Raw genomic sequence first — 24,693 nt, 5'->3', positions numbered from 1 at the left:
TTCCGTCGTGATGACCGTCGTGATGACCGTGGCGGCGACCGTCCCCCGTTCCGTCGCGACGACCGTCGTGATGACCGCGGTGGCGACCGTCCCCCCTTCCGTCGTGATGACCGTCGTGATGACCGTGGCGGCGACCGTCCCCCGTTCCGTCGTGATGACCGTCGTGATGACCGCGGTGGCGACCGTCCGCCCTTCCGTCGCGACGACCGTCGTGACGACCGTGGCGGCGACCGTCCGGCCTTCCGTCGCGACGACCGTCGCGACGACAGCCGTGGCGGCGACCGGGGTGGCTTCCGGCGTGACGACAGCCGTGGTGGCGAGCGCGGTGGCTTCCGGGGCCGGGACGACCAAGGCGGCCGTGGGCCCCGTCGGGACGACCGCGGCGGTCGGCCGGGCGGTTTCCGCGGGCGGGACGACCGTCGCGACGACCGCCGTGGCGGTGGCCGCTTCCGCGACGAGCGCGACCGGGACCGGGAGCCGATCAAGCGGCTGCCGATCCCCCAGGACGTCACCGGTGACGAGATCGACAAGGACGTCCGGCAGGAACTGCAGAGCCTGCCCAAGACGCTCGCCGAGGACGTCGCCAAGAACCTGGTGATGGTCGCCCGGCTGATCGACGAGGACCCCGAGGGCGCCTACGGCTACTCCAGGGTTGCCCTGCGCCTGGCCTCCCGTGTTGCCGCCGTACGCGAGGCCGCCGGGTTCGCCGCGTACGCGAACCAGAAGTTCAACGAGGCTCTCGCCGAGTTCCGCGCCGCCCGGCGGATGAGCGGCGGCGTGGAGCTGTGGCCGGTGATGGCCGACTGCGAGCGGGGGCTCGGCCGGCCGGAGAAGGCACTGGACATGGCCGGTGCCCCGGAGGTGCACAAGCTGGACAAGGCCGGTCAGGTCGAGATGCGGCTCGTCGCCGCCGGCGCCCGGCGTGACATGGGTCAGCTGGACGCGGCCATCGTGACCCTGCAGAGCCCGGAGCTGGCCTCCAACTCGGTGCAGCCGTGGACCGCGCGCCTGCGCTACGCCTACGCCGACGCCCTGCTGGCCGCCGGCCGGGAGCCCGAGGCGCGGGAGTGGTTCGCGAAGGCCGTCGAGGCCGACCGGGACGGCAGCACCGACGCCTCCGACCGGCTCGCCGAGCTGGACGGCGTGGAGTTCACCGACGCCCTCACCGAGGACGAGGCCGACGAAGCCGACGAGGCTGATGAGGTCGCCGACGACGCTGTCGAGCCCGTCGAGCCCGTCGAGCCCGTCGCGCCCGTCGCGCCCGTCGAGCCCGTCGCGCCCGTCGAGTCCACGGACGCCTCGCCGGAGGACGGCGACAAGGACTGACGTCGGTCAACGACAAGAGGGCGGGCTCCCAAGGGGCCCGCCCTCTTGTCGTTGACGGTCGGCGCTCGGCTGCGCCCGTTCCGCCCGTTCCGCCCGGTTCAGAGCTCCAGCGCCCGCAGCACGAGCCCCGAGGCCGGTTTCGGACCGAACGACGTCGACTTGCGGGGCATCGTCACGCCCTGCCGGGCCAGGTCGCGAACGACCTCCTCGCGCACGGGGTGCATCAGGACCGCCGTACCGCCGTCGTGCTCGGCCTTCTCCACCGTCGCGGCCGTGTCGTGTATGTAGGCGATGTGGGCCGGTGAGTCCTCGGGGATGCGCCAGACGTGTTCGAGCAGCGTGGCGTGCAGGACCGTGGCGTCCAGGGCGCGCCAGGCGGCCGGGCGGTCCGCCGGGACGGTGCGGGCCAGCAGGTCCGGGTCGGGGCGGTCGAGCAGATGGAAGGCGCCGTCGCCGGCCAGCAGGAAGCAGTTGCCCGCGCGGGAGGCGTCTCCCAGGGCCGTCAGGGCGTCCGCCAGGGGCACCTTGAGGTGGCGTACCCGGAACAGGCCCTCCACCGCCCGCAGCGCGTCGGTGACCGGCAGGCCGTGCAGCAGGCGGTGGATGGCACGCACGCGCAGTGGATAGCGGGCGGTGTCGACCAGCAGGACCAGGCCGTAGTCCCAGGGGCTGGGGGAGGGGTGCTCCGCGCGCAGCCGCAGGTAAGTGGCCCAGCGGTGGTGGCCGTCGGCGATCAGGGCCTGGCGGCCGGCGAGGTCGGTCTGGACGTGGGCCAGCTCGTCGGGGTCGGTGATGGACCAGAGGCGGTGCCGGAAGCCGTCCTCGGTGGTGGTGGTCAGCAGGGGAGGCTTCTCCACCGTGCGTTCGACGACCTCCGCGGCCGTGCCGTCGCCCCGGTACGTCAGCAGCAGGGGTTCGAGGTTCGCGCGCGTGGCCCGCATCAGGGCGGCCCGGTCGGCGACCACGGGCGGCATGACGTCCTCGTGAGGCAGCACCACGCCCTCTCCGGGCTCCGAGACCCGCAGGGTGCCGATGATTCCGCGCTGGAGCATGCCGTCGCCGTCCCGCTGCTCGTACACGTACAGGCCGGGTTCCGGGTCGGCGGTGAGGATGCCCTCGTCGAGCCAGCGGCGGAGGGTGTCGGCGGCCTGTTCGGTGCGGGCGCTGGGGGTACCTGCCTGGGGCAGGATCAGCCGGACGATGTTGTGGGGGTCGGCCGACTGGAGGTGGTGCAGGCCGTCGGGCCGTACGACGACGTCGTAGGGAGGTGAAGTGACAGAAGCGAGGCTGCCGACCCGGTCCGGGTCGTAACGGAGGCCTCGGAACGGGGTGAGTTCCAGGCCGCGGCGCTGCGTTGCCTCCGGGTGACCTGCTGTGTTCATCCCGGCATCGTACGTGTGTCAGTGGCCTGGGGGATGATCGGGGGAAAGGCGAGTGAACGAGGAGCGATGTGGACATGAGCCAGCCAGTCAGGACGAGGCCCGAGGGCAGTGGGCGGCCCCTGAACGAGGCGTACGACACGGCGCTGCTCGACCTGGACGGGGTGGTGTACGCGGGCGGGAACGCGATCGCGCACGCGGTGGACTCGCTGGAGGCCGCCCGGACGGGCGGCATGCGTCTGGCGTACGTCACCAACAACGCGCTGCGCACCCCGGACGCGGTGGCCGGACACCTGACCGAGCTGGGCATACCGGCGGGCGCCGACGACGTCATCACCTCCGCACAGGCCGTCGCGCGGCTGATCAGCGAGCAGGTGCCGGCCGGGGCGCGGGTGCTGGTGATCGGCGGGGAGGGGCTGCGGGTGGCACTGCGTGAGCGCGGTCTGACGCCGGTGGAGTCGGCCGACGACGACCCGGCGGCGGTCGTGCAGGGCTACGGCGGGCCCGATCTGACGTGGGGGCGGTTCGCGGAGGCGTCGTACGCCGTCCGGCGGGGTGTGCCGTGGTACGCGTCCAACACCGATCTGACGATCCCGAGCGGACGGGGTATCGCGCCGGGCAACGGGGCGGCGGTGGAGGTCGTACGGATCGCGACCGGTGCCGAGCCGCAGGTGGCGGGCAAGCCGCTGCCTCCGATGCACCGCGAGACGGTCATCCGGACGGGTGCCGAGCGGCCGCTGGTGGTCGGGGACCGGCTGGACACGGACATCGAGGGCGCGTTCAACGGCGGGGTGGACTCGCTGCTGGTGCTGACCGGTGTCACCGACGGGGCACAGCTGCTGGCCGCGCCGCCGCGGCACCGGCCGACGTATGTGGACGCGGATCTGCGCGGGCTGCTCACCGGGCAGCCGGAAGTCACCCGGGAGGACGACGGTTTCCGCTGCGGCGGCTGGACGGCGACGGCCGGGACCGACCAGCTGGAGCTGGACGGTGACGGCGAGGCGCTGGACGGCCTGCGAGCGCTGTGCGCGGCGGCCTGGACGGCGGCTGGGGACGGCTCCTGCGCGCTGGACGGGCGCAAGGCGCTGGCCCGGCTGGGGTTGTGACGCCCCGACGGCGGCACCGTACGAGCGCGGGCCGAGGTGGTGCGGGGTGCCGGGGATCGAACTGGAGCCGAGGGTAGGCTAACCTAACCTCGTGTTGGTCGACAGCCCCCCGGAACCACGCGCGGAGACCGCCCCCGCGCCCCCGACCCGCCAGGCGGCCAGGGCCCTTGGGCTCCTGCTCTCGGTCGCGCTGCTGGCCCTCGTCGCTCTGGCGAGCATCGCGATCGGGGCGAAAAGCCTGTCACCGGGCCAGGTCTGGCACGGACTGTTCCACGACACGGGGACGTACGGCGACGTGGTCGTGGACGAGCGGCTCTCGCGTACGGTCCTCGGTCTGCTGGTCGGAGCCGCGCTCGGGCTCTCGGGCGCGGTGCTCCAGGCGCTGACCCGCAACCCGCTGGCGGACCCGGGCCTGCTCGGCATCAACGCGGGCGCCTCCGCCGCCGTCGTCACGGCCATCACCTATTTCGGCGTCACCAGCCTCACGGGCTATGTGTGGTTCGCGTTCCTGGGCGCCTCGGCGGTCGGCGCGCTGGTGTGGTTCCTCGGCGGCAGCCGGGGCGCCACTCCGGTGCGGCTGGCGCTCGCCGGCACGGCGGTCAGCGCGGCCCTGTACGGCTACCTCCAGGCAGTGATGATCACGGACGGCGCGGCCCTGGGGAAGATGCGCTTCTGGACCGTGGGTTCGCTGGTCTCGGCCGGCCACTCGACCATCACGCAGGTGCTGCCCTTCCTCGCGGCCGGCACGGTCCTCGCGCTCGCGCTGGCCCGGCCGCTGAACGCCGTGGAGATGGGCGACGACACCGCCCGCGCCCTCGGCGCGAACCTCAACCGCACCCGGGCGCTGGCCATGCTCGCCGCCGTGGTGCTGAGCGGTGCCGCGACCGCCGCCTGCGGTCCGATCGTCTTCGTCGGCCTGATGGTCCCGCACGTCGTGCGCTCCCTCACCGGCCCCGACCTGCGCTGGATCCTGCCGTACGCCACGGTTCTGGCGCCCGTGCTGCTGCTCGGCGCCGATGTCCTCGGCCGGGTCGTGGCCCGCCCCGCCGAGCTTCAGGTCGGCATCGTCACCGCGATCATCGGCGGCCCGGTCTTCATCTTTCTCGTACGACGGCGGAGGACGGCCCAGCTGTGAAGACCCGCTCCACGAGCCGTGCCGTACGCACCCCCGGCGGGCTCTCCCTGCGCCTGGACGCGCGTGCCCTCGTCGTCGTCCTCCTCCTGCTGGCCGCCGCCTGCGCCGCCGGTGTGGCCCTGATCGGCACCGGCGACGCGAGGATCCCGGCGGCCGACGTGCTGCGGACGCTCGCCGGGAACGGCACCGCCTACCAGGACTTCATCGTCAACGAACTGCGGCTGCCGCGCGTCCTCGTCGGCCTGCTGGTCGGTGCCTCGCTCGGCCTGGGCGGCGCGCTGTTCCAGTCCGTCTCCCGCAATCCGCTCGGCAGCCCGGACGTGCTCGGCCTGTCGCAGGGCTCGACGGCCGGCGCGCTGACCGTCATCGTGCTGATGTCCGGCAGCGCCGCCCAGGTGACCGTGGGCGCGCTGGCCGGCGGCCTGGCGACCGGTCTGGCCATCTATGTGCTCGCCTGGAAGCAGGGTGTGCACGGGTACCGGCTGGTGCTGGTCGGTATCGGCGTCAACGCGGTCATGACGGCGGTCAACGGCTATCTGCTCACCAAGGCCGACCTGGTCGACGCGACACGCGCGGTGGTGTGGATGACCGGCTCGCTGGCCGGGCGGGACTGGGACCAGGTCTGGCCGTTGCTCGGGCTGTGTGCCGTCCTGCTCCCGCTGGTCCTCGCCAACGCCCGCGGACTGCGGATGACGGAGATGGGCGACGACATCGCGAACGCGCTCGGTGTGCGGGTGCAGCGGGTCCGGCTGCTGCTGATGGTCTCCGCCGTACTGCTCACCGCCGCGGCCACGGCCGCCGCGGGCCCCGTCAGCTTCGTCGCGCTGACCGCGCCGCAGCTCGCCCGCCGCCTGACGCGCTCGCCGGGACCGAACCTGGTGCCCTCCCTCTGCATGGGCGCGGCCCTGCTGGTCGCCGCCGACTGGGCGTCGCAGCGCGTCTTCGGCGCCGACCAGCTGCCCGTCGGCGTGGTGACCGGCGTCCTGGGCGGCGCCTACCTGCTGTGGCTGCTGGTCACCGAGCGGCGGGCGGGCCGGATATGAGCGGCACGAACACGAACACCCCTGGGAGCACTGTGAACCGCCTGCGCGCAGAGAACGTCACCCTCGCCTACGACCAGCGCGTCATCGCCGAGCAGTTGTCGGTGGAGATCCCCGACAACTCCTTCACGGTGATCGTCGGGCCGAACGCGTGCGGCAAGTCCACACTGCTGCGGGCGCTGTCACGGATGCTCAGGCCCAGCCAGGGCCGGGTGCTGCTGGACGGGCAGGCCATCCAGTCGATGCCCGCGAAGAAGGTCGCGCGCACCCTCGGCCTGCTGCCGCAGTCGTCCGTCGCGCCCGACGGCATCACGGTCGCCGACCTCGTCGGCCGGGGCCGCTACCCGCACCAGGGCCTGCTGCGCCAGTGGTCGGCGCAGGACGAGCGGGTCGTCCAGGAGTCGATGCGGCAGACCGGGGTCGCGGAGCTGGCCGGGCGGTACGTGGACGAGCTGTCCGGCGGGCAGCGGCAGCGCGTGTGGATCGCCATGGCGCTCGCCCAGCAGACCCCTCTGCTGCTCCTGGACGAGCCGACCACCTACCTGGACATCCAGCACCAGATCGACGTCCTCGACCTGTGCGCCGAACTGCACGAGACCCAGGGCCGCACCCTGGTCGCCGTCCTGCACGACCTCAACCACGCCGCCCGCTACGCCACCCACCTCATCGCCCTGCGCGGCGGCACGGTGATCGCCGAGGGCGCCCCGAACGACATCGTCACGGCCGAGCTGGTCGAGGAGGTGTTCGGGCTGCGCTGTCAGGTCATCGACGATCCGCAGACGGGGACTCCGCTGGTGGTGCCGGCCGCGCGGAAGGCCCGGGCGGAGCGGGTCACGGCTGCCTGACGAGCCCCGTGCGGCCCCCCTGCGGCCCGGTCGGCCGGGCGCCTACAGCAGCTTCCTGAGCCGGAACAGGTCCAGCAGGCTCGCCTCCAGCCGGACCCGGCCGCCGCCCCAGGCGGTCGCGAAGTTCAGCTCGCCGTCCACCAGGGCCACCAGGTCGTCCCCGGCCATGGAGAGCCTGATCCGTGCCTTGTCCCGCGGCGGTCCGGGGTGGGTCTCGTCCACCTCGATCCGGCCGCCGGTCATCCGGCCGGCGAAGGTGACGTCCAGGTCCGTGATGTGGCAGCTCACCGAGCGGTCCAGCGCGGCGGCCTCGCGTACCCCGCCCTCGGCGCCCTGCATGTTGTCCGACAGCTTCCCCAGTGCGGCGCGGCACTCCTCGATCGTGGCCATCGCCCACGACGGTACCCCAGCGGTTCGAGGTAGCGTCTGGGCATGAGCGAGTCCGTGTCCGAGCCCCTCGCGGAAGCCGTGGCCGAGTCCGGGTCCGAGTACGACCCCGCCGCCCCGGCTCCCCTGAACGTCCCGCGCACCCCCACCGGCCACGCCGAGGTGGACGCGCAGCTGGAGCGGCTGGCCGATGCCGACCACCTCGCCACCGACGGCCATGTCGAGGTGTACGAGGATGTACACAGGGGGCTGCGTGACGCGCTCACCGCGCTCGACGCCCGCCCGGGACCTCCGGCGCCCCCAGCACAGCACGGGAACAGGAGCTGAACCGAACGTGGCAGGAGTCGCACGCCGCCGTCTGGACGCGGAGCTGGTCCGCCGGAAGCTCGCCCGCTCGCGCGAGCACGCCAGCCAGCTGATCACCGCCGGGCGGGTGACCGTCGGCAAGACCGTCGCGACCAAGCCGGCCACCCAGGTGGAGTCGGCGGCGGCGATCGTCGTCCAGACCGACGACGCCGATCCCGACTACGTCTCCCGGGGCGGCCACAAGCTGGCCGGCGCGCTGGAGGCCTTCGTGCCGATGGGGCTCGTCGTGGCGGGCCGGCGCGCGCTGGACGCCGGCGCGTCCACCGGCGGCTTCACCGACGTCCTGCTGCGCGCGGGCGCCGCCCGCGTCGTCGCGGTGGACGTCGGCTACGGACAGCTCGCCTGGTCGCTCCGGAGCGATGAACGCGTCACCGTCAAGGACCGTACGAACGTACGCGAGTTGACGCTTGAGGCGATCGATGGGGAACCTGTGGATCTTGTCGTGGGCGATCTGTCCTTCATTCCGCTCGGGCTGGTGCTGCCCGCCCTGAAGCGGTGCGTGACGCCGGACGCCGATCTGGTGATGATGGTCAAGCCGCAGTTCGAGGTGGGGAAGGAGCGGCTCGGCAGCGGGGGTGTCGTACGGAGTCCGCAGCTGCGGGCGGAGGCCGTGCGGGGAGTGGCCGAGAAGGCGTGGGAGCTGGGGCTCGGGGTGCGAGGGGTCACCGCCAGTCCGCTGCCCGGGCCCTCGGGGAACGTCGAGTACTTTCTCTGGTTGCGGGCGGGGGCACCCCAGGTGGACCCGGCCGACGTCGAACGTGCAGTGGCGGAGGGGCCGCGTTGACACAGAACCTGGCGCGTACTGTTTTCCTGCTCGCCCACACCGGGCGGCCCGCGGCGATCCGCAGCGCGGAACTCGTCGTCAAGGGCCTGCTGCGGCATGGCATCGGGGTGCGGGTGCTGGAGGAGGAGGCGCGCGACCTGCCGCTCCCGGATGAGGTGGACCTCGTCAAGGAGGCGACCGCGCAGTGCCTGGACGGGTGCGAGCTGCTGATCGTGCTGGGCGGTGACGGCACGCTGTTGCGCGGGGCCGAGTTCGCGCGGGCCTCCGGGGTGCCGATGCTCGGCGTCAACCTCGGGCGCGTGGGGTTCCTCGCGGAGGCCGAGCGGGACGACCTCGACCGGGTGGTGGACCGGGTGGTGGCGCGGTCGTACGAGGTCGAGGAGCGGATGACCGTCGACGTCGTCGTGCACCGCAACGGCGACATCGTGCACACCGACTGGGCCCTGAACGAGGCGGCCGTGCAGAAGGCCGGCGCCGAGAAGCTGCTGGAAGTCGTCCTGGAGATCGACGGGCGGCCGGTGACGGGCTTCGGCTGCGACGGGGTCGTGCTGTCCACCCCCACCGGATCCACCGCGTACGCCTTCTCCGCCGGGGGACCGGTGGTCTGGCCGGAGGTGGAGGCCCTGCTGATGGTGCCGATCAGCGCGCACGCGCTGTTCGCCAAGCCGCTGGTCACCTCGCCGGACTCGGTGCTCGCGGTGGAGGTGCTGCCGCACGTCCCGCCGGGCGTGCTGTGGTGCGACGGGCGGCGGACGGTCGAGCTGCCGCCGGGGGCCCGGGTGGAGGTGCGCCGGGGTGCCGTGCCGGTGCGGCTGGCCAGATTGCACCATTCGTCGTTCACGGACCGGTTGGTGGCGAAATTCGCGTTGCCCACCACCGGGTGGCGGGGAGCGCCGCACCACTCCTCGGAGTGAGAAGGGCGGCCCATGTGCGTTCGCCACCCCGGACCTCGTATGGTCTGTTCCGTGTTGGAGGAGATGCGGATACGGTCGCTCGGGGTCATCGACGATGCCGTCGTCGAGTTGTCGCCGGGGTTCACCGCCGTCACCGGTGAGACGGGTGCGGGCAAGACCATGGTGGTCACCAGCCTGGGGCTGCTGCTCGGTGGCCGGGCCGACCCGGCGCTCGTGCGGATCGGGGCCGAGAAGGCGGTCGTGGAGGGGCGGGTCGCCGTACCCTCCGGCACCGCCGCCGTCGTACGCGCCGAGGAGGCCGGGGCCGAGCTGGACGACGGGGCCCTGCTGATCAGCCGCACCGTCTCCGCCGAGGGCCGCTCCCGGGCGTACCTGGGCGGGCGCAGCGTGCCCGTCGGGCTGCTCGCCGAGCTGGCCGACGACCTGGTGGCCGTGCACGGGCAGACCGACCAGCAGGGGCTGCTGAAGCTGTCCCGGCAGCGGCAGGCGCTCGACCGGTACGCGGGTGACGCCGTCACCGTGCCGCTGGACAAGTACACGGAGGCGTACCGGCGGCTGCGGGCCGTCTCCGCCGAACTGGACGAGATCACCACGCGCGCGCGGGAGCGGGCGCAGGAAGCCGACATGCTGCGGTACGGGCTCGACGAGGTCGCCGCCGTGGAGCCGCGGGCCGGTGAGGACGTGGAGCTGGCCGAGGAGGCCGAGCGGCTGGGCCATGCCGAGGCGCTGTCGTCCGCGGCGACGGCCGCCCACGCCGCTCTCGCGGGCAACCCGGAGGACCCCGAGGGGATCGACGCCGCCACGCTCGTCGCGGGCGCCCAGCGGGCCCTGGAGGCCGTGCGGTCGCACGATCCGGCGCTCGCCGCGCTCGCCGACCGGATCGGGGAGATCGGCATCCTGCTCGGCGACGTGGCGGGTGAGCTGGCGGGTTACGCCGACGATCTCGACGCCGACCCGCTGCGGCTGGCCGCGGTGGAGGAGCGCCGGGCCGCGCTGACCGCGTTGACGCGCAAGTACGGCGCGGACGTGAACGCCGTCCTCGCCTGGGCCGAGCAGGGCGCCACCCGGCTCACCGAGCTGGACGGCGACGACGAGCGGATCGGGGAGCTGACCGCCGAGCGGGACGCGCTCCGCATCGAACTGGGCGGCCTCGCGCAGGCGTTGACGGACGCGCGGACCGAGGCCGCCGAGCGGTTCGCCGCGGCGGTGACCGCCGAGCTGGCCTCGCTGGCCATGCCCCACGCGCGGGTGTCCTTCGACATCCGGCAGACCGAGGACGGCGAGGGCGTCGAGGTCGGCGGCCGGACGGTCGCCTACGGCCCGTCGGGCGTGGACGAGGTCGAACTGCTGCTCGCCCCGCACCCGGGCGCCCCGCCGCGGCCCATCGCCAAGGGCGCCTCCGGCGGTGAGCTGTCCCGCGTGATGCTCGCCGTCGAGGTCGTCTTCGCGGGGACGGACCCCGTGCCGACGTATCTGTTCGACGAGGTCGACGCCGGTGTCGGCGGCAAAGCGGCGGTCGAGATCGGCCGGCGTCTGGCGAAGCTCGCCAGGACCGCGCAGGTCGTCGTGGTCACCCACCTGCCCCAGGTCGCCGCGTTCGCCGACCGGCAGCTGCTGGTGGAGAAGACCAACGACGGGTCGGTCACGCGCTCCGGCGTGAAGGTGCTGGAGGGCGAGGAACGCATCCGCGAGCTGTCCCGCATGCTGGCCGGTCAGGAGGACTCCGAAACGGCCCGCGCGCACGCGGAGGAACTGCTGGCGACGGCGCGCGCGGATCTCTGACGGAAGAGCGCGGATCTCTGACGGAAGAGCGCGGATCCCTGACCGAAGAGCGCGGATCCCTGACGGAAGAGACGGCGCCCGGGGGCCGGACGGTCGTCACGGGAAAGCCCGGCTCCTTGCCGCCGGCCGAGGACTGAGCCGGCCCGGGACCGGCCGGCGACGCCATCAGTGAGGCAGGGTGACGAGCCCCGTCTCATAGGCGGTGATGACGAGCTGGACCCGGTCCCGGGCGCCCAGTTTGGTGAGCAGCCGTGAGACGTGCGACTTGGCGGTGGCCACGGTGATGAAGAGGTCTGCGGCGATCTCGGTGTTCGACCTGCCGCGTCCGACCAGGGTCAGCACTTCCCGTTCCCGCTCGGTGATGCCCTCGACCGGCCGTGGGGGGCGCTCCGGGACAGTCGCCGGCCGCCCGATGAAGTCAGCGATCAGACGGCGCGTCACACCCGGCGCGATCAGTGCGTCGCCGGCGGCGACCACGCGGACGGCCGCGAGGATGTCGTCCAGCGCCATGTCCTTGACCACGAAGCCGCTCGCGCCGGCTCGGAGGGCGCCGTAGACATGGTCGTCCTCGTCGAAGGTGGTGAGGACGAGGACGCGTGTGGCTGCCGGACCGGCCGTGATCAGGCGGGTGGCCTCGATCCCGTCCATACCGGGCATCCGGATGTCCATGACCACGACGTCGGGGCCGGCATCCCTGACCAGTTGGACGGCCTCGGCGCCAGTGGCGGCTTCACCGACGACCTCCAGGTCGGGGTGGTCGGCCATGATCACACGTAGACCGGACCGAACCAGCGGCTGGTCGTCGGCGAGCACCACACGGACGGTCATCGGGCCTCCACCGGAACGTCGAAGGGTGCGGGCAGCGGCAGCCGGGCCGTCACCCGGAAGCCGCCCTCAGGGCGCGGCCCGATGCTGAGGTGGCCGCCCAGCAGACCGACTCGCTCCCGCATCCCGATGAGGCCGAAGCCGTGGTCCGAGCCGTCACCGGAGGCGCCGCGCCCGTCGTCGACGACCTCCACGGACAGTTCCTCGTCTCCGTAGTCGATGGCCACCCGGCAACGCCCGGTGCCCGCGTGCCGGACCACGTTGGTCAGCGCCTCCTGCACGATGCGGTAGGCGGACAGGTCGATGTCGGCCGGCACGGGACGCTGCTCCCCGCTGCAGCGCACCTGGACTCGTACCCCCGCGCCCGCGGTCGCTGCTGCCAGCTGTTCGATGCCCGCCAGCCCCGGCGAGGGTGAGAGCGGTGACTGTTCCGAGGTGGTCGCGCCCCCGTCGGCCTGACGGAGCGACACCAGCGTGCGCCGAAGGCCCGACAGGGTCTCTCTGCTGGTGGCCTCGATGGCGCGCAGGGCCTCGCGCGCCTCCGCCGGCTGGGTCTGCATGACCCGGCTGCCCACACCGGCCTGGATCGCGATGATGCCGATGCTGTGCGCGACCATGTCGTGCAACTCCCGTGCGATCCGCAGTCGTTCGGCGGTCACAGCCTCGGCCACCTCCTGTGCCCGCAGCGCCACTGCGTGCTCTCGACGCTCGCGACTCAGCAGACCGGCCATGCAGGACGCAGCCATCGCGAGGAGGGCGATCATCCCGTTGACGGCCAGGCCGTCCCCATGCGCGAAGCCGCCGATCACCAGGAGTTGCACGGTGAAAGACACGGCCGCGGCAACAGTCGAAGCGCGCCGTGCGCACGTGGCGACGATGAAGCCCAGCACGAGGTCCACTGCCAGATACGACAGGAACTGGCCCTGGTACGACGCTGCCCGGCTCTCATGGCCGGGACTCGGAGGGCCCGCCACCACAGCAGTGGATCCGATGAGTGCCATGGCCAGAGCCAGCAGCGGCATCCGTCGCACCACACCGACGAGCAGGCTCACAGCCAGCAGCGCCCCGACACCGTGGACCGTGCCCGACGCCCGCGGCGCGGCCCCCACCAGCAGACCCACCACGAGGAGGTAGGAGGGACCCCCCGCCCAGGCCACAGCCTTGGTTCTCGTCATCGGCGGTGTGCCCTCCCGGGAACGAGGCCCGGGTGCGCCACGCGCGCAGGCAACGGAATGGTCGTCATGGGGTTCACGCCGCGAGACTAACCGGGCCACCAGCAGCGCGGCATCAGCCCGGGGACGTACGCCCACGGTTCAGTCCGGCCGCACGATCACCGCCCACGGCCCCATGCCCGGACGGGGCTCCTCTCGGCAGTGTGGGTGCCGTGATCGAAGTCAGTGAACTCACCAAGCGCTACGGCGGCAAGGCGGCCGTCGACCATCTGTCCTTCACCGTGCGGCCGGGCCAGGTCACCGGATTCCTCGGCCCCAACGGAGCGGGCAAGTCCACCACCCTGCGGATGATCCTCGGCCTGGACGCGCCCACCACCGGCTCCGCCACCGTCAGCGGCGTCCCCTTCCACCGCCACCCACGCGGGCTGCGGCACGTCGGTGCCCTCCTCGACGCCGGACAGGTCCACGGTGGACGCAGCGCTGCGGTCCACCTGTCCGCTCTGGCCCGCAGCAACGGCATTTCGCGGCGCCGGGTGAGTGAGGTGCTGGAGGAGGTGGGGCTGGCCGAGGCGGCGAACCGCCGCGTCGGCGGATTCTCCCTCGGCATGAAGCAGCGCCTCGGCATCGCCACCGCCTTGCTCGGCGACCCGCCCGTGCTCATGTTCGACGAGCCGATCAACGGCATGGACCCAGAGGGCGTCCTCTGGGTACGCCGGCTCTTCCGACGCCTGGCCACCGAGGGACGCACGGTCTTCCTCTCCAGCCACCTGATGTCGGAGATGGAGAACACCGCCGACCAGCTGGTCGTCATCGGCCGGGGCCGCCTCATCGCCGCCGAGTCGGTACGGGACTTCGCGGCCCGTGGCACCCGTGGCAGCGTTGTGGTGGGGACACCGAAGGCCGCCAAGCTGGCAGCCGTGCTGACCGCGGCGGGCGCCTCGGTCGAGCCGGATGGCTCGACCGGCGCCGGGAAACTCGCCGTGACCGGGCTCCCGGCCGACCGGGTCGGGGCGCTCGCCTTCGAGAACAGTATCCAGCTGAACGAGCTGACCACCCGCACCGCCTCACTGGAGGCGGCCTTCATGGAACTCACCGCGGACAGCACCGAATACCAGGCAGGACAGCCCCGATGACCACGTTCACCTCCGCCCCCCGGACCACCCCCGTCACCGCGCCGCCCGCCCGCTTCCGCGACCTGCTCGCCTCCGAGTGGATCAAGACACGGTCCCTGCGGTCCACACCGTGGACGATCGCACTCACCCTCCTGTTCGTCATCGGGTCCACCGCCGTGGCCACGCTGGCGGACAAGGCCGCGCCCTCCGGCCCCGCCGATTTCCGGCCCTACGACGCCTATCCGCCGGCCGGCTACTGGACGCTGATCCTCGTCGCCGGCAGCATGGGCGCCCTCACCGTCGTGAGCGAATACAGCAGCGGGCTGATCCGCACCACCACCGTGGCCGTCCCGGCCCGCGGCTCGGTCGTGCTGGCCAAGGCAGCCGTCACCGCCGCGCTGTGGACCGCGGTCGGCACGGCCGCCTCCACCGGTTCCTTCCTGGTTTCCCAGGCCGTCCTGGACGGGCAGCATGCCGCGCTTCCGGTCACCCACCCCGGTGTCTTCCGGGCGCTGGTGGCGTCCGCGTTGCTGGCTCCGGTCTGCGCCCTGGTCGGTCTGGGTCTCGGTGTTCTGCTCCGGCATGCCGCCGGAACCATGGTCACCAGCGTCTTCACCCTGGTGATGCTGCCCCCCATGTTCTCGGAGAGCAGCCGCTGGTCGGCGGACGTCAAACACGCGCTGGTGTCGGCCGCCTGGAACCGCCTGATCCAAACCTGGGAGCCTGAGACCGGGCGCCTGGGCTACACCGCCACGGTCCCCGGCTCCTGGATCGTGTACACGCTCTGGCCGCTGATCACGGTCGCACTCGCCGTTCTCGTCGTGAGGCGCCGTGACGTGTGAGCGCTACCGGCTGTTCCGCTGGTCCAAGCGCCGCCAATTGCATCAGATGCGAATTCATGCCGGTACGCGAATCGGCCTGTGCGGAGGCGTCAACCGTGCTGCGATCCCGTGGAGTTGGGCACCTGCGTCACCGGTGACGATAGCTGTGGACAGGGTCTTGTCGCCACTCTCCCAGGGGGCTGACCTGCGGGTCCTCGGGCGGTTCGCATAGGATGCGATTTTCTCGCATCTGATGCGAGTCACGGAGAGTGGTGGATCGGTGGGGTTCAACGGTTCGATACCGGGGGCGGCGAGACTGCTCCTGGTGGACGGGGTCGCTCTGTTGCGGCCGGAGGAACAGGTCTTCACGGCGATGCTGACCGGGTTCGCCAATCAGCAGCTGGCGCGGAACCTGGCCCGCACGACCGTGGAGGGCCGGGAGAACACGGTGAAGGCGTTCACCGCGTACGTGAACACCTACCCGTGGAACTGGACGCCGGCGATGGTCGACGAATGGCTCGGCGATCTGCGCTCGCTGCGCGACCTGAAGCGCTCGACGATCCGTTCGTATTCCGAGGCCGTCCGGTCCTTCTGCCACTTCGTGACCGACCCCCTCTATGAATGGGCCGCGACCTGCGAGGAACGCTTCGGCACCCACCCGGTCCAGGTGGTGCACGAGTGGAACACCGCGGTGCACGTCCAGGACAACGAGTCCGACCCGAAGAAGCGCGCGTTCACCAAGGCTGAACTGCACGCCTTCTTCGCCCACTGCGACGATGAGGTCGCCCGCATCCGCTCGCTGGGCCGAAAGGGCTGGCTGCCCGCGTTCCGCGACGCCACCGTGTTCAAGACCGCCTACGCCTACGGAACCCGACGCAACGAGACACGGATGCTCGACGCGGCCGACTTCGGCCGGAACCCGCACGGGGTCGAGTTCGGTGAGTTCGGCCGGTGCCAGGTGCGGTTCGGCAAGGCCAAGAAGGGCTCGCCGCCCAAGCGCCGCGGGGTGCTGACCGTGTTCGGCTGGACCCCGGACGTCCTGGACGAGTGGTTCACCGAGGTCCGGCCCCAGTTCGGGACCGACGGCAATCCGGCCGCCTGGCCGTCCGAACGGGGCCTGCGGATCGGCTGCCAGCGGATCAACTCCCGTTTCAAGGCATACCGCGAGGCCCTCGGCCTGGACGACGGACTGGACTTCCACTCGCTGCGAAGGTCCTACGTCACCCACCTGATCGAAGACGGCTGGGACCCCCGCTTCGTCCAGGAACAAGTCGGTCACGAGCACGCCAGCACCACCTCCATCTACACCTGCGTGTCCTCGGACTTCCGCACCCGCACCCTGCGCCGACACCTGGACGACACCATCGCCGCGGCCCTTCAGACCCGGAACGGGAGGAAGGCATGAAGCGCAAAGTCGGCTACACCTGGCGGCTGCGCGAGGTCATGGCCAAGCACCAGATCTTCACCGCCACCGAACTGGTCCCGCTGCTGCGTGAACGCGGGATCGACCTGTCCGCCTCCCAGGTCCACCGCCTGGTCTCCGGCACCCCGGAACGCCTGTCGTTGCAGGTCATGGCCGCGCTCTGCGACATCCTCTCCTGCACCCCGGCCGACCTGGTGGCCACCAGCGCCGAGAACGCGGGGGTCCGCAAGACCGCCACCGGCGACCTCCCGGCTCTGTCCGCGAGCGTCGCCAAGCTGCGGCCTCGCGCGGCCCGCATCCTGCCCGACGCATGAGCCGGACCTACGCCACCGACGAGCAGTACGAACGCTGGTTCCTGGCCGATTGCTGCCGCTGCGGACGCCGCAAGCACAAGGCCGGCCACTGGCCCGACGGATACATCTGCCGGACCTGCTCTGACCGAGCGGTGCGGACACGGGGCATCTGCCCAGGATGCGGCCAAGACCGGGCCCTTCCCGGTCTCCGCTCCGCCGACGGCGCCGCGATCTGCACGACCTGCGCCGGCTTCTCCCAGACCTTCGACTGTGCACGCTGCGGCTTCGAAGGGAAACTCCTGGGCGGGCGCCTCTGCGAACGCTGCACGCTCACCGACCGGCTCACCGCCCTCCTGGACGACGGCACCGGCCGTGTCCGTCCCGAACTGACCCCGCTGTTCGACCTGCTGGTGGCGATGGACAAGCCCAGCAGCGGGCTGGCCTGGCTGGCCCTGCGCCACGATCAGCCGGGAAACGCCTCTGAGCGACTGCGGCAGCTCGGCCTCGGGCAGATACCGCTGACCCACGACGCCTTCCATGAGCTCCAGCCATGGCGGTCAGCCGCCCACCTGGAAGAACTCCTGATGACAAGCGGAGTCCTGCCCGCCGCCGACAAGTACATCTGCTCCTTCCAGCGCTGGCTGCCCGGTCATCTGGCCGACATCGCCGACCCCGAACACGCCAAGACGATCAAACTCTTCGCGACCTGGCGCGTCCTTCCCCGACTGCGGGCACGAGCCGACCGGAGCCACATCACACCCAGCATCCGCCGCTTCGCCGCCGAGCAGATCAAGTACGCGACCGCCTTCCTCCAATGGCTCGGAGAGCGGCACACCACCCTCGCCTCTTGCGGCCAGATCGACATCGACGCCTGGTGGGCCGAGAACAGCGAGCACGGCCGCAACTGTTCGAGGGCCTTCCTCAACTGGGCCATGCAGAGCCGCCACTGCCGACGCTCCCTCTCCATACCCACGATGAAAGCCACCCGACGAGCCGCGCTGAGCGAAGACGAACGCCTGGACACCCTCGGCCGGCTGCTGACCGACCCGGACACACCGAAGAACCTCCGCGTCGCCGGCGTCATCGTGCTCCTCTACGCACAGCCCCTCACCCGGATCGTCCGGCTCACCGTCGACGACGTGGTCCACGACGGAGAAGCAGTACTTCTCCGGCTCGGGGAACCGGCCTCACCCATCCCCGAGCCAGCCGCTTCCCTGCTGCTCGACTACATCGCCGACCGCGACCACATGAACACCGCCACCAACCAGGCATCCCCCTGGCTGTTCCCCGGCCGCCGGGCGGGCCAGCCCTTCCGCCCCGACCACCTGTCCGCACTCCTCAACGAGATCGGCGTCCCGGTGGCCGCCGCCCGCGGCGCCGCCATCCGACAACAACTCCTTGAGATGCCCGCTCCCGTCGTCGCGGACGCTCTCGGATACCACGACAAGACCACCAGCCGCCTCGTTAGAGAAACCGGCGGGACGTGGAGCCGATACGCCCCTGGAGATCACACACGGTCACCATCTGGCTGGGTTCCCCGGGGAATCGGCAACAGCTGAAAGCGAGCCGACCACAATCAGACACAAGTCAAGGCAGCCGTTGACCGGACGCACCCTCGGTTGCACAAAACCGCTCGCGGTCGGCAGCCACCGGCGCGATGCTGTCACGATGCCTGCAGAGACCGCTTACCACGACGAAGTCGGCGACTACTTCGCAAGGAACGCCGACACCAGCCCCTACAACGCACACACCGACCGGCCGGCGATGCTCGCGCTAGCGGGGGATGTTGCCGGGCTGAAGATTCTCGATGTCGGCTGCGGGGCCGGGCACTACGCGGCCGAACTCCTGGCGGGGGGTGCCGAGGTAGTCGGAATCGACGGCAGCGCCACCCTGCTGAGTCACGCGCGGGAGCGATTGGGCGACCGGGCCGAACTGCGCATGCACGACGCGGAGAAGCCGCTGGACTTCATCGGCGACGCGTCGTTCGACGGAGTCGTATGCGCATTGATGCTCCACCACATCGCCGATCGGCCGCGTCTCCTCAGCGACATACGACGCGTCCTGCGTCCCGGAGGATGGCTGCTGGTCTCGACGACCCACCCGACGGCTGACTGGCGGAAATTCGGTGGCTCGTACTACGCCGAGGACTGGGTTGACCTCCCGCTCGCCGGGGGGCCGTTGGCAGTCCACTACCAGCGCATGCCGCTGGAAACGTTCCTGAACGAGCTACTGGCCGCCGGATTCATGCTTGAAAGGCTCATCGAGCCTCGCCCGACGCCCGGCCTGCGAGAACTCGACGAAACGGCCTACAACAAGCTCCACCAGGCTCCGTGCTTCCTTGCTGTCAGGCTCCTGCGGCCCTGACAACACGCAATCCCTGCCTCCCGGCGAACGCGCACAGTCACTGCCGCGTCTCCCAAGGGGCAGAACTGGCGACAGTTGAATACGCGAGCCCACCAGTACCGAGGCCGGACACGGGCAGGCATGGCGTGCCGCGGAACACGCTAGATGCACACCGTGTGCCGGTAAGGGGCCGTTCGTGCGCCCCCGTCGGCGCGGGGAGCGTCCAAACACAATCATAATGACTCTGCGTGCACGGTTACTTACTAAGGGTTATGAATGGGAAGGCCCCTCATGAACCTCGCCTGCACGCGCGCCGGTCACCGACTCGCCGGTACGGCCGCCCTCATCGCCGCGGCCGTACTCGCCGTCGTCCCCGCGCATCCCGCCGCCGCACAGGATCCCTTCCGGATCGAGACTTCCGCCGGGGGATGCCTGGAAATCGCTGACGCCAGTACGCGCAACGACGCCCCGCTCCAGCAGTACCGCTGCCTCGGCACGGACAACCAGCTCTTCACGACGCAAGACGCCGGAGACGGCTTCGTCAGGATCAAGACCTTCGCCGGCAAGTGCCTGGAAGTCTTGGACAGCGATCCGCCCTTCGACGACTCGATCGTGCAGGGGGACTGCGACACCCGCTACACCTTCCAGGAGTTCGGCATCCACGACCTAGGCGACGGCACAGTCGGGATCGAGGCCCACAACCTTCTGTTCTGGGGCGTCGAAGAGGGACACCCCGGACTCCTCGCCCCGGTCGTGCTGACCAGCCACGCCCAGGAATTCACACTCGTCAACTGACCCCCGCGCCCGCCTTCACGTCCGGCGCTCACCAGTACTTCTGACCGTCCCTGGCCGGGGCCGCCGAACCATCATCCAGTCCGGCGAACCCGGCCTTCCGCAACCAGACCCGGCCCGTCCCGGCCCCCGAGCCGCAGCCGCCGCGCTCGTCGCCACATCAGGCAATATCCCGTGCCAGACGCGCCGCGAGTCGCTGTTGATCAGCCCCAGGGTCTCTTTCTGGTCCTTGAGCTCCTGCGGCGTCATCGTCATGCCCTGAGCGTATGGACGCGGTCCAGCTGCGTGGTCGCGGTGCGCGAGGCCGACGGTGGCCCGGGATCGTTCCGAAACGAGCAGCGGCCCCGGGCGAGGAAGCCGGGGCCGCTGTCGAGCGGTGCAGAGCGTCCGGGTCAGGCAGAGCTCACGACGATGCCGCTGACGCACGTCATCCTCATGATGGCGACGGGGTACTGGTGCAGGTAGGGAGCGGGCGTCGCGCTGCACCGCAACTGGGAAGGCCGCGCCCCAGCCTCGATCCGCAACTGGACCGCACGAGACATGGACACGGCCCTGTACTGGCTCAACCACCCCACCAACACCAGTACCAGCGCATACGAACACTCAACGAACCTGATCACCATGCGGAGAAACTGACCACACATGGCCAAGACTCACTCCACCTGACAAAGCGCCAGCTCAGCACAGGAGCCCAAGCCCTCATTCCCTCCGTCACCGAGCCGTAACAACCGGGGCATGAAGCGCTACCACCACCAGGCACCAAACTGATCAGCCCAGGCGAACCCACGAACTACCGGTCAGAAACACCGCTCCTGGGCACTGACAGCGCGGCAGGAGCCGGATCAGCCACAACAAAACCCGACAACCGGACAATGAGACGGTATGGGTCCATGGCCCAGCCGTGGGCCGCGCTGAAGTGGCGCGCGATCCTCGCCCACCGCAGCGAGGTTGCCCGCGTAGGGCCTCTGCCCGGCCTCCTCGCCTGCCTGCCCGAAGCCGAACGCAACAAGATCATCCACACCGAGTTCTTCACCCGGCCCTCCCCGGCCCCCGCGCCGGGCGACCCTCACCGGCTCATCGCCTGACTGGCCCACGCCCCACCCCTATCGAATCCGCGGGCACGGAGCTGCTCCGGGTCAAGAATTGGATCCCTTGTGGATCTCTTTCGGCAAGGAGGGTGGACGAGGGATCGGGCCCGGGACGATCGTGAACGACATGAGCGACCAACGCGTTGTCCCTGTCGCGGCCCATGAGCCGCCCTACTACGCCGTCGTCTTCACCTCCCTGCGCACCGAGGCGGACGGCGGATACGGCGAGACCGCCCAGCGCATGGGCGAGTTGGTGAAGGAGGTTCCCGGGTTCCTCGGCGAGGACTCCGCCCGCACGCCCGGCGGGCTCTCCGTCACCGTCGCCTACTTCCGGGATCTGGCCGGGATCGAGGAATGGCGCAACCACACCGAGCACCAGGCCGCCAAGGCGTACGGGCGCGAGCACTGGTACGAGCGGTACTCCCTGCACATCGCCAAGGTCGAGCACAGCCACGGCTTCGAGCGGGGCGGCGCATGACCGCAGGAAGCGAAGCGGACGAGATCCGCAGGTTCTGGAAGCGGCTCCTGCATCGAAACCATGCTCGGCGACGAAAGCACACAGGTTCATCAATTACATCGAAGTGGCCTACATCGCGCCGGTGAACGAGGCTCAGTCGACCTGGCAGGAGCTGCTCGTCCGAACCGCTGGGTGGCCGTCCCACTCCTTCGAGGCCACCATCGCACGCCACCACAGAGGAGCGCACGAAGTGAACACATGGACTTGACAGGGAACGGTGTTCTTGTGTCCATGAGACGCGGATTTCCGGCGGGCCCGCGGTGCTGTGGGCGGGACTCCCCCTGGACTCTCCGATCCGGACCGGGCCCGGCGGCGAGCCGAAGTGGTACCGGACCTACCCCACCCTGCGCCGCGGCTTCTGTCCCGACTGCGGCACGTATCTGGTGTCCGTGGCCGACGGCTCCAGCACGGTCATGATGACCGGTTTCAGCCTCAACGACCAGAGCGGCATCGGACCGCTTGGCCACTCCTACCGCGAGAACGCCGCGCCCTGGATGCGCATCACCCTCGCGCCGGCCCCGGCACCCGACAGCAACGAGACCTCGGCGCCGGACGCGCGCCGGAGCGGAACCTGCTGACACCCCAAGGAGCCTGATACACCGCCGTTCGGATCGTCCTGATATCCGATCCTCCGCCCGTGGCGTACTGCTCGGCCCGGTGCCTGGACATGGCGCCAGCCTAGGATCGGCCGCTGACGAGCCACCGGTTGTGAGCGACGGTGGCGTGCATGCGGGCGTGGCGACGGGGCAGCGCATGACGGCTGTGGCCGGGATGTGCCATCGGGCTGCGGACCGGGCGCCTTGTAGGCGTCGGGCGAGGAGGTCGCGCCCGGCCAGGCGTTCGCGGCCTCCGGCGCCGAACGCTTCCCCGACGCGCGCCAGCGCGGACACCACCACGACGGTGGAGGACCGGGCTTGTGCAGCACCTCTAACAGGTCATCTCATTTGGCTTCTTCGGTAGCCTGCGGATGTGGGGATCGTTGAGCGGCTGGTGCCGGATGAGCTGTGGGAGTTGTTTCAGCGGGTGGTGCCGGAGGCGCCGACCCGTCCGCAAGGCGGCGGCCGGCGTCGGCACGGGGACCGGGAAGTGCTGGCGGCCATCGTGTTCGTCGCGACGTCGGGCTGCACCTGACAGCAACTGCCTTCCGCGTCATTCGGGCCGTCGGGAGCCACAGCCCATCGCCGGTTCGCGGAGTGGTCGAAGGCCAGGGTGTGGGCCAAGCTTCACCGCCTGGTCCTCGACGAGTTGGGTGCCCGCGGTGAGCTGGACTGGTCCCGCTGCGCGATCGACTCGGTGAACGTGCGGGCTCTGAAAAGGGGGAGCTGACAGGCCCGAATCCTGTGGACCGGGGCAAGTACGGCTCGAAGATCCACTTGATCACCGAGCGCACCGGACTGCCCCTGTCCGTCGGCATCTCCGGCGTCAACGTCCACGACAGCCAGGCCCTCATTCCGCTGGTACAGGGCATCCCGCCGGTCCGGTCGCGTCGCGGCCGACGGCGGCGCCGGCCGGGCAAGCTCCACGGCGACAAGGGCTACGACTACGACCACCTTCGGCGATGATTACGCGGCCGCGGCATCACACCACGCATCGCACACAAGGGTACGGACTCCAGCCAACGCCTGGGCCGGCACCGCCGGACCATCGAGCGCACTATGGCCTGGCTCGCGGGATGCCGACGCCTGCACCGACGCTACGAGCGCCAAGCCAGTCACTTCCCGGCCTTCACCAGCATCGCCTGCACCCTCATCTGCTACCGAAGACACACCAATTGAGACTGCTTGTAAGCCTCTTGCCCCTTGGTGTCCACGCCCCTAAGTTAAGCGCGCCATTAAGTCCATTTAACTGAACACTTAACGAGGTCGCCGTGACGCACCGCGCAAGACCACGTACACGCTGGATTACCGCCGCCACGACCCTCCTCGCCGCCGTCGCGGCGCTGGCCGGGGGTACGGGTTCGGAGACGGCCGAGGCGGCCGCCCCGGGACAACGCACCCAGCACATCGAGTACTTCCCCGGCCCCGCGGCCGAACCCCGCCAGGTGAGCGTCCAAGAACGACCGGCGGAGCACGACCAGGCGGCCCGCCGCCCGGCCCGTCAGGCCGCCGTCCCGGCGGTGCGGCCGCTGGAGCGGACCGGACCGGTCTCCGGGCGGCTCGACCTGGTCGTGATGGGCGACGGCTACACCGCCGACGAGCAGGGCGACTTCGCCGCCGACGCCGAGGAGAAGCTGGACGCGATCTTCGCCGTCGAGCCGTACCGGAGCTACCGGGGGCTGTTCAACGTCTGGCTCGTCGACACCGTCTCCGCCGAGTCCGGGGTCTCCGGCGACCCGACCGTTGACGTCGTGAAGGACACCGCGCTCGGTTCCGCCTTCTTCTGCGACGGCCTCGAACGCCTGCTGTGCGTCGACACCGACGCGGTCGCCCGGTACGCCAGCCTCGCCCCGGACGCCGACATCGTCTTCGTCGTCGCCAACTCCGCCAAGTACGGCGGTGCCGGCTACTCCACCGCCGACCTGCCGCCGACCTCTCCGTTCCACGGCGTGGCGACGATGTCCTCCGACAACGAACGGTCGTACCTCATAGGAGCCCATGAACTGGGCCACTCCATAGGCAAGCTGGCCGACGAGTACCAGTACCCGGGCTACGGCGCCTACCCCTACGCAGAGGAACCGGCCGCGGCCAACCTGACCCTCACGCGCGACCCGGCCAACACCAAGTGGAGCCGCTGGGCCGGTGTCCAGGACCCGACCGGCTCCATCGTCGGCACCTACGAGGGCGGCGGCTACTACGAGACCGGCATCCACCGTCCGACCGACACATCCCTCATGCGCAGCCTGGCGTCGACCGAGTTCAACGTCGTCGGGCGCGAGGCGATGATCGCCGGCTTCTACGCCGACGCGGACTCCCTGACTTCCCCTGTGCCCACCACCGAGCCGGTCCGCGGGAACCGGCCGATCCCGGTGCGCCTCGCCCCGCTGACCGGCCTCGCCGACCTCCACCTCACCTGGTACGTGGACGGCAGGGAGGTGCCCTGGGCGGCCGGCGCCCGCGTGGTGACGCCGCACGCGCTGGGCGTCCACGGGCACGGTCACCGGGTTACGGCCACCGTGACCGACCGCTCGGCGACCCTGCGTAACCCCGTGGCCCTCGCCCGGGCGACCAACTCGCTGACGTGGACGATGCGCTAGGGCCTGTGTGATGTCGTGATCAACCTTTCCGAATCGGGTCCGTCTGGAAG

Annotated in this window: 24 protein-coding genes and 2 pseudogenes; 21 read left to right on the top strand and 5 right to left on the bottom strand. The window is 70.9% G+C overall.

The genetic code is table 11. From position 1 onward, the window contains the following. Window positions 1-723: pseudogene (locus AB0B40_RS35330) on the bottom strand (hypothetical protein); the annotation flags it as partial. Between AB0B40_RS35330 and AB0B40_RS35325 the strand changes: the two are divergent. Beyond that, window positions 610-1,326: a hypothetical protein gene (locus AB0B40_RS35325; protein ID WP_362267613.1), complete on the top strand. Its 717-nt coding sequence runs from the start codon at window positions 610-612 to the stop codon at window positions 1,324-1,326. The pseudogene AB0B40_RS35330 and the gene AB0B40_RS35325 sit on opposite strands and share 114 nt — an antisense overlap. A gap of 98 nt (window positions 1,327-1,424) precedes the next feature. Here AB0B40_RS35325 and AB0B40_RS35320 read toward each other — a convergent pair whose 3' ends face one another. Then, entirely contained in the window at window positions 1,425-2,708 is a 1,284-nt protein-coding gene (locus AB0B40_RS35320) for a DUF1015 domain-containing protein (protein WP_345056092.1), read from the bottom strand. A gap of 74 nt (window positions 2,709-2,782) precedes the next feature. Between AB0B40_RS35320 and AB0B40_RS35315 the strand changes: the two genes are divergently transcribed. From AB0B40_RS35315 to AB0B40_RS35300, 4 genes are all read left to right on the top strand, one after another. Next, the gene (locus AB0B40_RS35315) at window positions 2,783-3,811 is read left to right on the top strand and encodes an HAD-IIA family hydrolase (RefSeq protein WP_362267611.1); all 1,029 of its coding nucleotides are present in this window, start codon (window positions 2,783-2,785) and stop codon (window positions 3,809-3,811) included. 91 nt (window positions 3,812-3,902) lie between these two features. Beyond that, a complete protein-coding gene (locus AB0B40_RS35310; RefSeq protein WP_362267608.1) occupies window positions 3,903-4,946 on the top strand; it encodes an iron ABC transporter permease in 1,044 nt (347 codons plus the stop codon). After that, complete coding sequence (locus AB0B40_RS35305; RefSeq protein WP_345056086.1) at window positions 4,943-5,989, top strand: iron chelate uptake ABC transporter family permease subunit; 1,047 nt, start codon at window positions 4,943-4,945, stop codon at window positions 5,987-5,989. The genes AB0B40_RS35310 and AB0B40_RS35305 overlap by 4 nt, the downstream gene beginning before the upstream one ends. Next, on the top strand, window positions 5,986-6,831 hold the full coding sequence (locus tag AB0B40_RS35300) for an ABC transporter ATP-binding protein (protein ID WP_362267606.1): 846 nt from the start codon (window positions 5,986-5,988) through the stop codon (window positions 6,829-6,831). The genes AB0B40_RS35305 and AB0B40_RS35300 overlap by 4 nt, the downstream gene beginning before the upstream one ends. A 42-nt stretch (window positions 6,832-6,873) precedes the next feature. Here the strand turns inward: AB0B40_RS35300 and AB0B40_RS35295 are convergent, their stop codons facing one another. Further along, entirely contained in the window at window positions 6,874-7,221 is a 348-nt protein-coding gene (locus AB0B40_RS35295) for a sterol-binding protein (protein WP_345056082.1), read from the bottom strand. Between the two features lie 42 nt (window positions 7,222-7,263). Between AB0B40_RS35295 and AB0B40_RS35290 the strand changes: the two genes are divergently transcribed. Genes AB0B40_RS35290 through recN form a run of 4 tightly spaced genes read left to right on the top strand, consistent with a single transcriptional unit; the run spans window position 7,264 to window position 11,064 of the window. Then, complete coding sequence (locus tag AB0B40_RS35290) at window positions 7,264-7,545, top strand: hypothetical protein (RefSeq protein ID WP_345056080.1); 282 nt, start codon at window positions 7,264-7,266, stop codon at window positions 7,543-7,545. Window positions 7,546-7,552: 7 nt separating this feature from the next. Next, on the top strand, window positions 7,553-8,368 hold the full coding sequence (locus AB0B40_RS35285) for a TlyA family RNA methyltransferase (protein WP_345056078.1): 816 nt from the start codon (window positions 7,553-7,555) through the stop codon (window positions 8,366-8,368). Beyond that, on the top strand, window positions 8,365-9,282 hold the full coding sequence (locus AB0B40_RS35280; RefSeq protein ID WP_345056076.1) for an NAD kinase: 918 nt from the start codon (window positions 8,365-8,367) through the stop codon (window positions 9,280-9,282). Before AB0B40_RS35285 ends, AB0B40_RS35280 begins: the two co-directional genes overlap by 4 nt. Window positions 9,283-9,321: 39 nt before the next feature. Next, complete coding sequence (gene recN / locus AB0B40_RS35275; RefSeq protein ID WP_345056074.1) at window positions 9,322-11,064, top strand: DNA repair protein RecN; 1,743 nt, start codon at window positions 9,322-9,324, stop codon at window positions 11,062-11,064. 165 nt (window positions 11,065-11,229) lie between these two features. Here the strand turns inward: recN and AB0B40_RS35270 are convergent, their stop codons facing one another. Together AB0B40_RS35270 and AB0B40_RS35265 are read right to left on the bottom strand one after the other, a co-directional pair. Next, complete coding sequence (locus AB0B40_RS35270) at window positions 11,230-11,892, bottom strand: response regulator transcription factor (protein WP_362267603.1); 663 nt, start codon at window positions 11,890-11,892, stop codon at window positions 11,230-11,232. After that, a complete protein-coding gene (locus AB0B40_RS35265; RefSeq protein WP_362267601.1) occupies window positions 11,889-13,064 on the bottom strand; it encodes a sensor histidine kinase in 1,176 nt (391 codons plus the stop codon). The genes AB0B40_RS35270 and AB0B40_RS35265 overlap by 4 nt, the downstream gene beginning before the upstream one ends. A gap of 209 nt (window positions 13,065-13,273) precedes the next feature. Between AB0B40_RS35265 and AB0B40_RS35260 the strand changes: the two genes are divergently transcribed. From AB0B40_RS35260 to AB0B40_RS35205, 12 genes and pseudogenes are all read left to right on the top strand, one after another. After that, entirely contained in the window at window positions 13,274-14,194 is a 921-nt protein-coding gene (locus AB0B40_RS35260; RefSeq protein ID WP_362267598.1) for an ABC transporter ATP-binding protein, read from the top strand. Then, complete coding sequence (locus AB0B40_RS35255) at window positions 14,191-15,015, top strand: ABC transporter permease (protein WP_345056066.1); 825 nt, start codon at window positions 14,191-14,193, stop codon at window positions 15,013-15,015. The genes AB0B40_RS35260 and AB0B40_RS35255 overlap by 4 nt, the downstream gene beginning before the upstream one ends. A gap of 304 nt (window positions 15,016-15,319) precedes the next feature. Continuing rightward, complete coding sequence (locus AB0B40_RS35250; RefSeq protein ID WP_362267596.1) at window positions 15,320-16,399, top strand: site-specific integrase; 1,080 nt, start codon at window positions 15,320-15,322, stop codon at window positions 16,397-16,399. Next, complete coding sequence (locus AB0B40_RS35245; RefSeq protein ID WP_319069991.1) at window positions 16,396-16,731, top strand: helix-turn-helix transcriptional regulator; 336 nt, start codon at window positions 16,396-16,398, stop codon at window positions 16,729-16,731. Before AB0B40_RS35250 ends, AB0B40_RS35245 begins: the two co-directional genes overlap by 4 nt. After that, a complete protein-coding gene (locus tag AB0B40_RS35240; RefSeq protein WP_362267594.1) occupies window positions 16,728-18,269 on the top strand; it encodes a hypothetical protein in 1,542 nt (513 codons plus the stop codon). Before AB0B40_RS35245 ends, AB0B40_RS35240 begins: the two co-directional genes overlap by 4 nt. A 109-nt stretch (window positions 18,270-18,378) precedes the next feature. Continuing rightward, entirely contained in the window at window positions 18,379-19,074 is a 696-nt protein-coding gene (locus tag AB0B40_RS35235; RefSeq protein WP_362267592.1) for a class I SAM-dependent methyltransferase, read from the top strand. A gap of 255 nt (window positions 19,075-19,329) precedes the next feature. Next, the gene (locus tag AB0B40_RS35230; RefSeq protein ID WP_362267591.1) at window positions 19,330-19,848 is read left to right on the top strand and encodes an RICIN domain-containing protein; all 519 of its coding nucleotides are present in this window, start codon (window positions 19,330-19,332) and stop codon (window positions 19,846-19,848) included. 887 nt (window positions 19,849-20,735) lie between these two features. Continuing rightward, window positions 20,736-20,930: a hypothetical protein gene (locus tag AB0B40_RS35225; protein ID WP_362267589.1), complete on the top strand. Its 195-nt coding sequence runs from the start codon at window positions 20,736-20,738 to the stop codon at window positions 20,928-20,930. A gap of 130 nt (window positions 20,931-21,060) precedes the next feature. Further along, window positions 21,061-21,411, top strand: a complete 351-nt coding sequence (locus AB0B40_RS35220) for an antibiotic biosynthesis monooxygenase (RefSeq protein ID WP_362267588.1) — start codon at window positions 21,061-21,063, stop codon at window positions 21,409-21,411. A gap of 299 nt (window positions 21,412-21,710) precedes the next feature. After that, window positions 21,711-22,028: a hypothetical protein gene (locus tag AB0B40_RS35215; RefSeq protein ID WP_362267586.1), complete on the top strand. Its 318-nt coding sequence runs from the start codon at window positions 21,711-21,713 to the stop codon at window positions 22,026-22,028. 397 nt (window positions 22,029-22,425) lie between these two features. Beyond that, a pseudogene (locus AB0B40_RS35210) lies at window positions 22,426-23,225 on the top strand (IS5 family transposase). A gap of 92 nt (window positions 23,226-23,317) precedes the next feature. Beyond that, window positions 23,318-24,643 carry a M64 family metallopeptidase gene (locus tag AB0B40_RS35205; RefSeq protein WP_362267584.1) on the top strand — a complete coding sequence of 442 codons (1,326 nt, stop codon included), beginning with the start codon at window positions 23,318-23,320 and terminating at the stop codon, window positions 24,641-24,643. The last annotated feature ends 50 nt before the right edge of the window (window positions 24,644-24,693 follow it).

It is taken from the genome of Streptomyces sp. NPDC042638 (assembly GCF_040647235.1).
GTDB lineage: Bacteria > Actinomycetota > Actinomycetes > Streptomycetales > Streptomycetaceae > Streptomyces > Streptomyces rameus.
Note: the sequence above shows the minus strand (reverse complement) of the source record. Positions and strands in the feature narration are given on the sequence as shown.

What these genes read in the sequence shown, in the direction of transcription:
- AB0B40_RS35240 (WP_362267594.1), top strand. Translation starts at nt 16,728, where the DNA reads ATGAGCCGGACCTACGCCACCGACGAGCAGTACGAACGCTGGTTCCTG.
- AB0B40_RS35290 (WP_345056080.1), top strand. Translation starts at nt 7,264, where the DNA reads ATGAGCGAGTCCGTGTCCGAGCCCCTCGCGGAAGCCGTGGCCGAGTCC.
- AB0B40_RS35220 (WP_362267588.1), top strand. Translation starts at nt 21,061, where the DNA reads ATGAGCGACCAACGCGTTGTCCCTGTCGCGGCCCATGAGCCGCCCTAC.
- AB0B40_RS35320 (WP_345056092.1), bottom strand. Translation starts at nt 2,708, where the DNA reads ATGAACACAGCAGGTCACCCGGAGGCAACGCAGCGCCGCGGCCTGGAA.
- AB0B40_RS35300 (WP_362267606.1), top strand. Translation starts at nt 5,986, where the DNA reads ATGAGCGGCACGAACACGAACACCCCTGGGAGCACTGTGAACCGCCTG.
- AB0B40_RS35255 (WP_345056066.1), top strand. Translation starts at nt 14,191, where the DNA reads ATGACCACGTTCACCTCCGCCCCCCGGACCACCCCCGTCACCGCGCCG.
- AB0B40_RS35295 (WP_345056082.1), bottom strand. Translation starts at nt 7,221, where the DNA reads ATGGCCACGATCGAGGAGTGCCGCGCCGCACTGGGGAAGCTGTCGGAC.
- AB0B40_RS35225 (WP_362267589.1), top strand. Translation starts at nt 20,736, where the DNA reads ATGGCCCAGCCGTGGGCCGCGCTGAAGTGGCGCGCGATCCTCGCCCAC.
- AB0B40_RS35315 (WP_362267611.1), top strand. Translation starts at nt 2,783, where the DNA reads ATGAGCCAGCCAGTCAGGACGAGGCCCGAGGGCAGTGGGCGGCCCCTG.
- AB0B40_RS35235 (WP_362267592.1), top strand. Translation starts at nt 18,379, where the DNA reads ATGCCTGCAGAGACCGCTTACCACGACGAAGTCGGCGACTACTTCGCA.
- AB0B40_RS35265 (WP_362267601.1), bottom strand. Translation starts at nt 13,064, where the DNA reads ATGACGAGAACCAAGGCTGTGGCCTGGGCGGGGGGTCCCTCCTACCTC.
- AB0B40_RS35270 (WP_362267603.1), bottom strand. Translation starts at nt 11,892, where the DNA reads ATGACCGTCCGTGTGGTGCTCGCCGACGACCAGCCGCTGGTTCGGTCC.
- AB0B40_RS35245 (WP_319069991.1), top strand. Translation starts at nt 16,396, where the DNA reads ATGAAGCGCAAAGTCGGCTACACCTGGCGGCTGCGCGAGGTCATGGCC.
- recN (WP_345056074.1), top strand. Translation starts at nt 9,322, where the DNA reads ATGGTCTGTTCCGTGTTGGAGGAGATGCGGATACGGTCGCTCGGGGTC.
- AB0B40_RS35230 (WP_362267591.1), top strand. Translation starts at nt 19,330, where the DNA reads ATGGGAAGGCCCCTCATGAACCTCGCCTGCACGCGCGCCGGTCACCGA.